We start from the raw sequence: 11,417 nt of genomic DNA, 5'->3' as shown, positions 1-11,417 counted from the left end.
TTCGCCGTTCGGGACTTGAACCCTATAGTTTATGCCCATGCCGGGCACACATAAAGAGCAGACCAAGTCGTATGCGATTTGGTCTGCTCTTCAATTAAAAATCACGACTTCCGGGCACGCGGACTGTGCAAAATCCGGTTAGCGCGATGCGTCCCGTATTTATTTTTGAGGTCTAGCCGTTCAACTTCCCGGAGCATTTTTTGATAGTTTTTTAACCGTTCAGACGTAAGTTCGCCTGCTTCAATGGCTGCGATAACCGCGCAACCGGGTTCCTGGTGATGCTGGCAATCACGGAATTTACACTGTTCACTCAACTCGTCAATATCTGAGAAGGTGGTGTCCACGTGAGTGGCGTCGCCCCATAGCTGCAGCTCCCGCATGCCCGGCGTATCAATGACGTATGTGCCATTGGGAAGGGCAAACAGCTCACGATGCGTGGTGGTATGAAGGCCGCGTTCGTCTTTTTCTCTCACCTCGTTGGTGACCTGAATGTCCTCTCCTATCAGCCGATTCATGAGGGTCGATTTCCCAACGCCTGAAGATCCGATCAAGGATATTGTGTCCCTTTCATGCAGTTCGTTCTGCAATTCTTCAATGCCACTGCCGTCCATGTTATTGACGAGATAAATAGGGACACCGGGAGCATGCCTTTCAATTTGCGCTTGTTTATCCATGACATCCTCGCATAAATCCCGCTTTGTACATACAATTACCGGCTTCGCCCCGCTTTCATACACTTGCATGACGTAGCGCTCGATGCGCTGAACGTTGAACTCTTTCGTCAGTGTACTCACGATGAATACCGTATCGACGTTAGCGGCTATCACTTGTTCGTCAATGCCTGGTCCAGCTGCCCTGCGTGATAAAACGGTGCGCCGTTGCAAAACCCGCTGGATTTGAGCTTTATCCCCATCATGAGGTTGATAGACGACCCAATCTCCAACAGCAGGCCATATACTTGTGGACGCTGCCTCATGACGAAGTTTACCTGATACTGTCGCTTGATAACTAGCTGTATCTGTCTGAATGGTGTAGATTTCCTGGGCTGCCCGAGTAATGCGCCCGATAAGCTCTGTTTCATTGACTTGCTCGTTAAAAAAATCCTGACTGTTAAATCCGTTCACCGAATTCCTCCTCTTAGTCGGAGGACATCTTTACGAGTTAATGTGCCCTCCATTTGATGATTGGAATTGCTTATTGAAGGATCGAAATAGATTTGCCATAACACATCAACTCCTCTTGAATTAGTATGTTTATTATACCAGAAAACGCCAGTCCGCGTTCTTTTTTTAAACCATTTTTAATGACGCATGCAAATATATGACGGAGGCAGCCGTCGCTATACTTCCTCCAATCATAATAGTCGCTGACGTTCCAATATACTCCGCCAGTATCCCTGACACGAAGGCAGCTACAGGCATGAGCAGCCACGTCATAAACCGGCTGGTCGCTTGCACGCGTCCCAGTAAATGCGCAGGACTTAAGTTTTGACGAATCGTAACAATACACGGACTCATGACAGCAGCAGCTATCGTGCCTACAGCATTCATCGCCACTAGCCATATATATGTATCCGACATGCTGAAGAGTATGATGGAGATGCCACCTGTAACGCCTGCTGAGAAGAGGATCATACGGTACGAAACATATTTTTTCAACAAATTCGTCGTTAACGAGCCGCCAATAGCCCCAACGCCTCCCACCGATAACAGCCATCCAATTTGGGCAGCATCCAACTCAACAGCTGTCTTAAGATGCACAATCATCATCGTGAGAAACAGAGTTGTGCCAAAAATAGAAAAAAGCATCGCAATATTCGTAAACAGAATTGGCTTATGCTTGATGACAAAATCAAATCCCTCTTTAATCTCACGCCCCATTTTCATGCCTTTACGCGTTGATCGTTTGTGATCAACATTCAAGCTTAAGACGGTTATAAATCCGATCAGGAAAGTGACACTATTGATGACGAGTGCCCACCCTGGATTGTAGAAACTGATCAATATGCCTCCAAGGCCAGGGCCGATAAAAACAGCCAAATTTAGCATGCCACTATTAATAGAGTTCACCAGCTGAAAATCCTGTTTCTGCACCAATTGCGGAATAGAAGCGAATTGGGAGGTGTTATACACTTGGGTCAACATACCGGCTATAAACGCAGCAATGTAAATTTCCCAGATTACTAGAGCATCGAGCAAATAGAGTAATCCCGTTCCTCCAATCACGATCCCCCGCCCAGCATCGCATATCAAAAGGATTCTCTTACGGTTAAACCGATCGGCCAACACCCCTGTGAACGGTTGAATCAGAATAGGCAGTCTTTCTAGCGCAGCCACAATCCCCATACTTAGCGGAGACCCGGTTAGAGCTAAAACAATCAACGGAATGGCTAATAGATACAATTGATCTCCGAAAAAGGACACCAAATTGCCGCCCATGAAACGAAAAGCAGGGTAGTTTCGTTGGAATGCCGGCAGTTTGTCCTCCTGTTCAACGCGGGTAGCTTCTGCTCTCATAACTCACCCCCATTAACGCCTAAATAATGGTCAAGCTCTGACGTCAATGAACGTAAAGCCGCCCCGTTCACGATATACTTGGCTCCATCAGACGTGACGAGTCGGGCAGATTTCAACAGCTTCAAATGATGATGGACAGTCGTCTTGCCCATTTCCATTTTCTGCGTCAATTCTTGGAGCGAAAGGCTGCGTTCTTTAAGCATTTTCAACATGATTAACCGGTTCTCATCACCGAGCGCTTTATATTTTTGAACGAGCATTGCATCAGGCATATACCGGTTTTCCGGATGAATACTTTCATTTGCTACAGGATAATAAAATACTTTCACACCTTCTAAATCAGCCTCAACATTCCAAGGCCGGTAAATTGATTGTGGAATAAGCAAAACCTGGTGAACGCTGGGTTCTGGCCGGTATTGAATGCCGTTCGTCGCCCACTCGACAAATTGTTCAGGTGTAAGTTTCTGTTTCATTGCTGCTTTAGCTTCAACATCTCTTGTGAGAATCGATTGTAGCATCGATTGCTCAGGTTCGATAACCGCCGTCAGCCAGCCCGCCATCACCTCAATAAGATGACCTTTTAACCATTTAATCTCAACATCACTGACGAACTCGATATACGCGGGAAAGAAAGGGTTATCCTTCGTATAGAGCTGCAATTGTTTAACGGCCTCTTTTGATCCTTGCGCTGCCTGATGACGGAGCTCTTCATTATGACGCCCAAGATAAGGAATCGCGATGTGCCGTAGTTCACTAGCGGAGAGCTTCTTCACATATGACGTAAAAGAAGCAAGATCTTCAAAATCTTCCTGATGTAATAGTTGCAGCAATGTTTTCCACGTATTGTACGTGTGCACGTCATCAAGATGCTTCAGCATATCCTGAGACATTGACTGCATCATACCCTCGCGCCGTTGTTTGGACAGTTCAAGCGTATCGATGAGCGCACTGTTTGTCAGGGCCGCGATCCCGAGAGCCGCTTCCCATAATAGAGAATGCTTTAATTCCACGCTATACGTTTCTCTTGCTTTATGACTTGTTGAAAATACATCCATACTAACACCTCCTATCTTTATTCTATATTTATAGGATTTAATATTCAATTAATTTAGAATTAATATTCAAAAAAATCAGCCTTTCTTATAAAGAAAGGCAGAACAGAGGAGTTAAAACAATACTACCTGGCGTGCAGCTATAATATAAAGTATCCGTTCTATTAGATATTTAAAAGACCTTTAATATCTATAATTATGCAATAAAATTTCGACTTACACGTGTTTTTGAGCAATTAAAACATAAACCGATTCAGTGGGGTAAAGCTTTTTTGTAACATTAAATCCTGCATCATTTAATACCTGCTCCATATGTGCTGCGGATATTCTAGGATGATTAGGATCTTCATCTTCCATAGCTTCTAATTCAATACATGCAAAGTATCCATTTACTTTAAGAACTTCGTGAATCATTTGTATGGTCTCGGATAATGCGTTGATTTCATGTAGAACTAATGATGCCAATACAATATCAATTGAATTGTTATCTACAGAGAGGTCCTTCAATTCTCTTTCAATGGTCTGGACATTCTCAAGCTGTTCATTCTGGGCCTTGGATTTAGTCATTTCCAGTATATTGGGGTCGATATCTAAGGCATAAACCATCCCGTCTGTTTTCTTAGCGGCCGGTATAGTTAAAAAACCTGTTCCTGCACCTACATCTAAAATAGTGTCCGTACGTTCAATTGGAAATAACGATAAAAGACTTTCAGGTGAAAACTGCGCTCTTCTCTCAGCACTGTCCAAGTATTCGACCTTTTTTCTATGGTTATGTGCGTGATGGTGATGATTATTTTTTTCCATTCCAACTCTCCTTTTCGTTTATAGAGACTTTTTTATGCGCTTTATTCAACTAAAGCTGCATTGACTCCTATTGCTGCTTTGCTTCCTTCCGCGGCAGCCATGTGATTTATTGGTTACTGCATTTCTAGGTTTATCATCATCAAATAAAATTGTATTTCTTCTAGATCTGCCAAGCACTAAAGAAGCATTCAGGCCAGCAGGTCCTCCTCCAATTACAGCACAATCCACCATCATATTCGGTCATCTCCCTTAATTTGCTTTTCCTTTTATGAGACTTCTACTGTTTTCATCTACCTGATCCGCAAGATCGATGAGAAACGTGTTAGCAAGTTCTTCTTTCATGTTCTCCTCAGCTTGAATCATAACGTTTTCAATCATGCACCCTTTATTTTGATTATGTTCAATGGAGCAATGAAATAAGTTGGTCTCCCCTTCCACTGTTTTGATGACATCTAAAAATGAAATGTCATCTCTCGATTTAGAAACCTTATAACCTCCTTTGACCCCTGGAGTTGATTCAATTAACCCACCTTTAGCAAGCTTTGTTAATATCTTGGATAGATAGGTTGGAGAAAGGTCTTGTATTTCTGCCAAGCTTTGCATCCCAATGGTACGTCCTTTTGGCAATGTAATTAAATATACCATTGTGTGTAATGCGTAGTTAGTGGCTTTTGAGTATTTCATGGTTGCCCTCCTTCAATTTTAATATAGATATTATAGACTTTTATTATCTGTAATTAATTACTATTTTAGCCTGCCGCTTTAATTCCGTCAATGTAGATGCTCTACTGTAACTTTTTGAACTGGTAGTAGACCTAGGCCAAAGGTCAATGAAAACTCGGTAGACCCTAAATCTCGAGACATTTACTACATTAACGGTTACCCTCTATTACTTTAATTATAAATAGTTGCAAAAAGATCTCACAAATTTACAATCTCTAATACTTTCATCCCGATCATTGAAATGTATTGATCTATTGATCCTTTTTACTCGAAAGCTAAGTGAAAATATTTTAAGGAGGAGATTTACCATGTTAAAAACTCTAGCAGCTACAGGAATGGCCATATCGATTGGAATGGCAGGTGTAGGAAGTGTTTCTGCAGCCGAAGATGCAAACACCAGTGTCGATCTCCAAACAAAAGTAGAGACGGCCATTGATGAAGGAGAAACCGTTACAAAAGCTAACCTTCAAGCCTGGGCAGAAACGAATGATTGGGAAGTGGAAGATCTACAAGCATTTGCAAAAACTAATGGTACCTCACATTCATCCAGATTCTCCATTGATTCTGCTGCCTCTAACAAAATATCTACCATTGTGTCACGTTCGCCTTCTTGTACCGTAAACTTATTAAACAAACTGAATTTGCTCAAAAAAAGTCCTCCTTGATTTTCTATTCAGTTATATGCTTCTACAATTTTACTCCGTTAACCTGCTACGTGTTCTCATTCCACATCGTTTGCATTACAGAGTGAACTATTAAGTTGCGCTGCCCCTCAGTACAATGAATGATGCTATGACACCGCTCCAACAATATCCTTTTTTCTGTACACACTTAGAACCAGACCAAACAACACCGCATGTAAAACCATAGGATGAAATCCGTAACTTAAGAATGGCAGAGAAAATGCCATAAATGGCAGCAAGCCAAAGGACATGAATAAATGATAGAGTAATGGAACCGAATAAAAAACTACTCCCCCCGTAATGAGCAATTTTCCAAACCTGTCGTTTATCTTTAGATTCACAACTACCAGTCGCGCCATCAATAATAAGAGAAAAATGATGGTGATGATGGAAATGACCCAGCCATAGTTGTATGTTAAGCTAACCAACACAAAATCTGTATGCCCTGATGGAAGATTTTCAAGGTTCCCCGATTGGCCGAACCATTGTGTTTCAGAAAGCATTTTTTGAACCCGCAGATAGATGTACCCTTGAGAATCAGGATAGTCTTTAGGGCGCAAGAATGAAAATAGCCTAGCGAGCTGATAATCTTTAATTGGCGCAGTCCATAAATATAAAGCTATAGCAGCACTACTTCCCCCTATGAGACCCACTAATCCTTTTAAGTTTAGGTTAATAGACCAGGCCATTGAAAAAAACATTACGATAAGAATCCCCATCGAAATAAAATCGCCCGTGTTTAAATAAAGATAAAAAGGGGCCGATAACATTAATAGACCAATCCATAGCTTTGCTTTTGGGCTAGAAAAGAAAGAGGAAAATCCAAGAAGAAAAAGTGGTATAAAGTAAATCCCTCTAATGGAAAACGGCCCGAACTGTAAGACCGGTTGCCCCACCACGTACGAAAAGGGACTATGGATGAGATAATACAATCCTAACAACCCTGCTCCATAAAAGACCCCGCCCCATTTCTGTAACTTTCGATAATCCAAGAAGAAGAAAGCTGCAGCTATGCCAATTCCCATGAAGGTGTACACGAATTTATTTTCGAGAAGATAACCCATCTCCTGATTGAAAACAAGGACCGGGAGAAAACTGATCCCCACACTCATCAATAAAAGGATGATCATCCACCAGTCTGTTTTGGGGCGGTACAACTGATTAAAATGCTTTCCTACTTCAATGGGGTTTCCCATCCGTTTGACTGCTTCTTCTTCAACTTTTTCCTCAGAGGATGATCCATTTTGAGCAAGTCTTTGTTTCTCCTGTTCGATATGAAAGTTCAATTCCTTAGAAACCACTTGTTTAACTTCTTTATTCTTAATAAACTGCTTTACATGCTCAATATAATGGTTTTGATCCATTCTCATGATTCCAGCACCTCGGTTAAAGGGCGTAGGCCAGACAGATTTTTGGGGGAGAGTTCATACTTCTTTAATAGCCTGTGACCTTTTTTCGTCAGACTATAATACTTCCCTCCGTCATCTTTCCACTGGGAAAGAGTATATCCCTTTTGCTCCAAACGATGAAGTGTGGTATACAAATGCCCTTCGCAATCGTCAAACCTCACAATTCCCCTTGATCTCAAATGTTTAGACAAAGTGAAGCCTGTTTTCTCCTGGACCAATAGCTGGAAGATAGACAGCAAGACATCTTCTTCTCCCTCATTTTCATGTTCGAGGTTTTTCTGTATGTTCTGCCTAAGGTTTTCGTCAAATTTAAGGTTGTGAAATTCAAGCTTGTCCATAGATCGTTTTAATTTCTTCAGCCTATTTTCCATTACAGACTCCCTCCTAATTGTTCTTTTAAAATAGCTTTCGCCCTTTTCAAACGGCTTTTTATCGTATTCTCATTCATTTTTAAGATCTTGGCCATCTCTTTTGTCGTCATTTCTTCGTAATAGTAAAGGTAGATCACCTCTCGATATTTCTCAGGCAAATCCATAATGGACGCCACCAGCTATTTGTCTACGTAATCTTGCATAACTTCTTCCTCTGTACTCAAATGATTGTGTTTAACACGCATAACCTTTTCTTCAGAAAGAACAACTTTACGGTTATACCAGCTCCTCAGATAGTCTTTGCTATGGTTAATCGCAATGGTCCATATCCATGTCCTAATTTTCGACTTGCCATTATATTTATGTAAGTTCTTAAAGCACTTCATGAAAATTTCCTGAGTTAGATCCTCTGCGACCGCTTTATTCTTCACATATGAATAGACCAGTTGGAGAACAGACTGGCCATAAGTATCCATGATCTCTTGAATCGCTCCTTCTTTATCTTGAACTTCCATAAACTTCTCGATCGACTCTTCCATTTTCAACCCTCCTGCTTTATTTAACGATTCTAAACGGGAATTCGTTTTAGGAAATATAAAAAAAGATCGATTACTCGTATTGAATAATCGAAGAACCAAAAACAAGGTACGTAATTTTTTATTTTCTTGCTCTCTGTGGAAATAAGCCTATAGCTTCGATTGAAGACACCAAAGTTGTTAGTGCTAAAAATATACAATACTATAATTTGGCTGGCAATGACCAAACCAAAGGGCACTAGTCAATTTCATACCCTTTACCAGCTATGAATATATGATTATGACTAAAATGGCCACTAGTGTATTCCATAATCCATGAGCGACCATAGATGCGGTTAATCTTTTAGTGTATAAATAAAGTACAGTATAAGCGGTGCTTGGAACAATTAGATCAATCCATTCTACAAGATCCCTAGGTAAATGCCCCGCTGCAAAAAATATTATAGAAAAACGGAAGCTATATAAAGGGCGAATTTGGAGTCGTTAAAAATACCCGCCAATGCGCCAATAAGAAAACCACGGTTGTACAACTCTTCAACTATTCCTCCTCCGATAATCCCCAAAGGTAAATACCACAATATATTCTCCCAATTAGAATCAAGCATAATTAGTACCTCAGATATATCTTCTCGGGAAGCCCCGCCTGTACTTGGGATGATCCAAATAAATTGCACCATTGCCCATCCAATTGCTACAGCTGCCCCCAATAAACTATCACTTTTCCATTTCTTTGTTGTTAAACCTATTTTTTTAAAGCTCATCCTTAAATAGCTTAAACCAAGGTATAATAATGGGATCACCATTAAAGCTTGTAGCACTCCTATAATAGTTAAACCAGCACCATCATACCCACCCCATAAACCCATTTGAAAAGGAATTTGCGTAATTATGAAAAGAATAAACCCACCTATTATAATGGAAAACCATATTGCTAGACGCATAATCATGGTATGCACCTCACTATTATTGTAAGTTAGTAAAATTGATCTATGTCCCCTAATTAATTTAGATCAACGCCCCCAATATGGAATAACTGTAAAGCTAATGAAGCATTTTTAAAAGCTACGTTTCTTTGGCCAAGCTCCTTGCATTTTACAAAGGAATACAATTTGCCCAATATGGTATGCATCGTGCATTGCTAAACTCTTCATTTCAAGCACCAATGGATACTCTTCTTTCGGGATCTGTCTATATAAGTCCTCATGATCTGATTCTGCTAGTATTTTTTCAAGTTCACGATGAACATAAAAGTACTCTTGTTTTGTTTCCTTCCAATTATCTACCGTTTCAGTTGGTAATCGAAATGTAGATTCGTTATTTTCTGCCTGGGGTTCATCCGCTGTTTCACCAAGAAAACGCATCAGATATCTCTTTTCATAGAAAAGCAAATGACAAACTAATTCCCAAATTGAATTCATTTGCCCATCAGCTGGTTTCCAAATTGCCTGTTCAAAAGTGATGTCCTCTAGTACTTTTTCAAGTGGTGGGAACCAGTCTTGTTCATCTAAGCAGCTTGCCCATTGTTGTAACAAAAGTGTCTTTTCATCCATTTTCTATTCCCTCCAATTTCATTCCATTTAATAGATTACCCCAGTGGTAAGTACTTCCATAAAAAAAGCATTTCTCCTTCTTGGAGAAATGCCGTTCATAAATATATGTAGCCCCGAAAATGAGTTAAATGAATATGGAATATGTAAGAATTCTTTAAAATCTCCAAAAATATATTCCATTTATTTCATCATATTGATCAATTCCGTGATCCCTAAATACCCAAAAACTAACACACATCCAGCCAGCACCGTATTCGCGATCCAGCCATTTCTCAGTGGCTTATCGACACGATTAGAATTCAACAGCCACATCAATGCAAGGGCGAGAAAAGGCATAAACAAGGCACCGAGAGCCCCGTACAAAATCACGAGAAACACAGGCTTACCTGTAAACAGCAAAATCATTGGCGGGAACGTCAGCCAGAGAAGATAGGCTCTGTAAAATGGATCCTTGTCTGTGACCACATGATCCTTCTTCTTTCGTACCATCCGTACAAAATCAGCAAATAAATAAGGGACACCGTTCCATACTCCTAAAAGGGAAGAAAAGGCAGCACACCAGGCACCGATCAAAAACATCCAGCGAGCGACTTCTCCAAACTGATCACTAAACATATTTGAAAGCGTGACAAGCCCTTCCTCGCCATTAATTTCAATGCCCGTCCCATATAAAAATTCTGCCCCGATGACTAAGAGAGAAACCGTAAAAATAGCTGTAATGATATAGCCGACTGCAGAATCCAGTTTCATCATCGGCAGCCATTTTCGTCCTTCCCACTGATTTTCACGAATCCAGTAGCCATAAGAAGCCATGGTGATCGTACCACCTACGCCGCCTAAAAGTCCCAGAACTAGTAAAAGAGAGCCGTCGCCCGTTCGAGGCACAAATCCACTCAGAATGTTTCCGATATTAGGAAAAAGGATGATAGCTGATCCAACGACCGTAATAAACATGACACCAATCATCACCGTCATGACGCGCTCAAATAGTTTGTATCTTCCTGTTAAGACAAGCAAGAGTCCTGCAAGACCATGAACGATCGCCCAGGCCCAAAGCGGCATAATCGGAAACATCGTCACCATCATAATTGCACTCGTCGACATTGCGGCCGCTCCGTAACTCAACCCCCAGAGAATCGAATAAACGCCAAAATAACCTGTCGCCCACTTCCCTAAAGAATGAAACCCTTCAAGGATCGTCCGGCCAGTCGCTAACTGCCAGCGGCCCATCCCTTCTGTGAAAAAGAATTTAAAAACAGCACCAATAATGATTGCCCATATCAATGTCGTCCCAAAACTAACCCCTGCAACTAAGGCAGCAATTAAATCGCCTGTCCCTACACCTGTTGCAGCGGTTACAAATCCAGGACCAACAGTTTTCAGTTTTCCGGTGAACGTCGTGGGTGGTGTTTTTACAGCTGGATGCTGTCCTTGAAAGTCTTGCTCTGTTGCTTTTACTCCCATCCAAAAGCACCTCCTTATAAATAGTAAATTATGTATATTTTTGCATATTCATTATAGAATGGTTTTCAATTCCATTACAATGCTTTTCGAAAAATTCCGACTTTAGCATCGAATAATGGGAACGATTGCAGAAAATCCACTAAAAAAGTACCTCCCCTCATCGATTCAAAGGCAGGTACTTTTCATAAAATTTTTTTAGCATTGTCTTTCCATATAATTCCAAATATCTTCTGTCAGGCATTCCTCAAAATGATAGATATATTCTAATATCTCTCTATCTAACGGACCCGTAGTTGAAAAATAAAATAA

General features: G+C 40.9%; 12 protein-coding genes and 2 pseudogenes. 1 reads left to right on the top strand and 13 read right to left on the bottom strand.

Annotated features, from left to right (window positions below):
- Positions 1-101: 101 nt before the first annotated feature.
- The 6 genes and pseudogenes from rsgA to HOP45_RS20255 form a co-directional block, all read right to left on the bottom strand.
- Positions 102-1,124: a ribosome small subunit-dependent GTPase A gene (rsgA, locus tag HOP45_RS20275; RefSeq protein WP_181351297.1), complete on the bottom strand. Its 1,023-nt coding sequence runs from the start codon at positions 1,122-1,124 to the stop codon at positions 102-104.
- Between the two features lie 165 nt (positions 1,125-1,289).
- Positions 1,290-2,516, bottom strand: a complete 1,227-nt coding sequence (locus tag HOP45_RS20270) for an MFS transporter (protein ID WP_181351296.1) — start codon at positions 2,514-2,516, stop codon at positions 1,290-1,292.
- Positions 2,513-3,571: an ArsR/SmtB family transcription factor gene (locus HOP45_RS20265; protein WP_181351295.1), complete on the bottom strand. Its 1,059-nt coding sequence runs from the start codon at positions 3,569-3,571 to the stop codon at positions 2,513-2,515. The genes HOP45_RS20270 and HOP45_RS20265 overlap by 4 nt, the downstream gene beginning before the upstream one ends.
- 213 nt (positions 3,572-3,784) lie before the next feature.
- Positions 3,785-4,372 (bottom strand): class I SAM-dependent methyltransferase, encoded by a 588-nt coding sequence (locus tag HOP45_RS20260; RefSeq protein WP_181351294.1) that lies wholly within the window; start codon positions 4,370-4,372, stop codon positions 3,785-3,787.
- A 96-nt stretch (positions 4,373-4,468) separates the two neighbouring features.
- Positions 4,469-4,606: pseudogene (locus HOP45_RS20850) on the bottom strand (NAD(P)/FAD-dependent oxidoreductase); the annotation flags it as partial.
- Positions 4,607-4,621: 15 nt separating this feature from the next.
- Positions 4,622-5,056, bottom strand: coding sequence for an Rrf2 family transcriptional regulator (locus tag HOP45_RS20255; RefSeq protein ID WP_181351293.1), 435 nt, complete (start codon positions 5,054-5,056; stop codon positions 4,622-4,624).
- 347 nt (positions 5,057-5,403) lie between these two features.
- Here HOP45_RS20255 and HOP45_RS20250 point away from each other — a divergent pair, with 347 nt between their 5' ends.
- Entirely contained in the window at positions 5,404-5,760 is a 357-nt protein-coding gene (locus HOP45_RS20250) for a hypothetical protein (protein ID WP_181351292.1), read from the top strand.
- 125 nt (positions 5,761-5,885) lie between these two features.
- On the opposite strand, the gene HOP45_RS20245 is transcribed toward HOP45_RS20250, so the two are convergent.
- The 7 genes and pseudogenes from HOP45_RS20245 to HOP45_RS20215 all read right to left on the bottom strand — a co-directional run bounded on the left by HOP45_RS20245 (position 5,886) and on the right by HOP45_RS20215 (position 11,108).
- Positions 5,886-7,148: an FtsW/RodA/SpoVE family cell cycle protein gene (locus HOP45_RS20245; protein WP_181351291.1), complete on the bottom strand. Its 1,263-nt coding sequence runs from the start codon at positions 7,146-7,148 to the stop codon at positions 5,886-5,888.
- Positions 7,145-7,558 (bottom strand): PadR family transcriptional regulator, encoded by a 414-nt coding sequence (locus HOP45_RS20240; protein WP_181351290.1) that lies wholly within the window; start codon positions 7,556-7,558, stop codon positions 7,145-7,147. The genes HOP45_RS20245 and HOP45_RS20240 overlap by 4 nt, the downstream gene beginning before the upstream one ends.
- A pseudogene (locus HOP45_RS20235) lies at positions 7,558-8,097 on the bottom strand (sigma-70 family RNA polymerase sigma factor). Before HOP45_RS20235 ends, HOP45_RS20240 begins: the two are co-directional and overlap by 1 nt.
- 261 nt (positions 8,098-8,358) lie before the next feature.
- Complete coding sequence (locus HOP45_RS21085) at positions 8,359-8,535, bottom strand: CPBP family glutamic-type intramembrane protease (protein ID WP_370458077.1); 177 nt, start codon at positions 8,533-8,535, stop codon at positions 8,359-8,361.
- Positions 8,535-9,041 carry a hypothetical protein gene (locus tag HOP45_RS20225; RefSeq protein WP_181351289.1) on the bottom strand — a complete coding sequence of 169 codons (507 nt, stop codon included), beginning with the start codon at positions 9,039-9,041 and terminating at the stop codon, positions 8,535-8,537. Before HOP45_RS20225 ends, HOP45_RS21085 begins: the two co-directional genes overlap by 1 nt.
- A gap of 108 nt (positions 9,042-9,149) precedes the next feature.
- Positions 9,150-9,644, bottom strand: coding sequence for a DinB family protein (locus HOP45_RS20220; protein WP_181351288.1), 495 nt, complete (start codon positions 9,642-9,644; stop codon positions 9,150-9,152).
- Positions 9,645-9,824: 180 nt separating this feature from the next.
- Positions 9,825-11,108 carry an Nramp family divalent metal transporter gene (locus HOP45_RS20215; protein WP_181351287.1) on the bottom strand — a complete coding sequence of 428 codons (1,284 nt, stop codon included), beginning with the start codon at positions 11,106-11,108 and terminating at the stop codon, positions 9,825-9,827.
- Between the last annotated feature and the right edge of the window lie 309 nt (positions 11,109-11,417).

Source organism: Thalassobacillus sp. CUG 92003, assembly GCF_013618635.1.
In the GTDB taxonomy this organism is placed as follows: domain Bacteria; phylum Bacillota; class Bacilli; order Bacillales; family Halobacillaceae; genus CUG-92003.
Note: the sequence above shows the minus strand (reverse complement) of the source record. Positions and strands in the feature narration are given on the sequence as shown.

Bases quoted from the DNA above. Each gene is read 5' to 3' on its own strand.
- HOP45_RS20270 (WP_181351296.1), bottom strand. From the start codon at position 2,516: ATGAGAGCAGAAGCTACCCGCGTTGAACAGGAGGACAAACTGCCGGCA.
- HOP45_RS20265 (WP_181351295.1), bottom strand. From the start codon at position 3,571: ATGGATGTATTTTCAACAAGTCATAAAGCAAGAGAAACGTATAGCGTG.
- HOP45_RS20260 (WP_181351294.1), bottom strand. From the start codon at position 4,372: ATGGAAAAAAATAATCATCACCATCACGCACATAACCATAGAAAAAAG.
- HOP45_RS20255 (WP_181351293.1), bottom strand. From the start codon at position 5,056: ATGAAATACTCAAAAGCCACTAACTACGCATTACACACAATGGTATAT.
- HOP45_RS20250 (WP_181351292.1), top strand. From the start codon at position 5,404: ATGTTAAAAACTCTAGCAGCTACAGGAATGGCCATATCGATTGGAATG.
- HOP45_RS20245 (WP_181351291.1), bottom strand. From the start codon at position 7,148: ATGAGAATGGATCAAAACCATTATATTGAGCATGTAAAGCAGTTTATT.
- HOP45_RS20240 (WP_181351290.1), bottom strand. From the start codon at position 7,558: ATGGAAAATAGGCTGAAGAAATTAAAACGATCTATGGACAAGCTTGAA.
- HOP45_RS20225 (WP_181351289.1), bottom strand. From the start codon at position 9,041: ATGATTATGCGTCTAGCAATATGGTTTTCCATTATAATAGGTGGGTTT.
- HOP45_RS20220 (WP_181351288.1), bottom strand. From the start codon at position 9,644: ATGGATGAAAAGACACTTTTGTTACAACAATGGGCAAGCTGCTTAGAT.
- HOP45_RS20215 (WP_181351287.1), bottom strand. From the start codon at position 11,108: ATGGGAGTAAAAGCAACAGAGCAAGACTTTCAAGGACAGCATCCAGCT.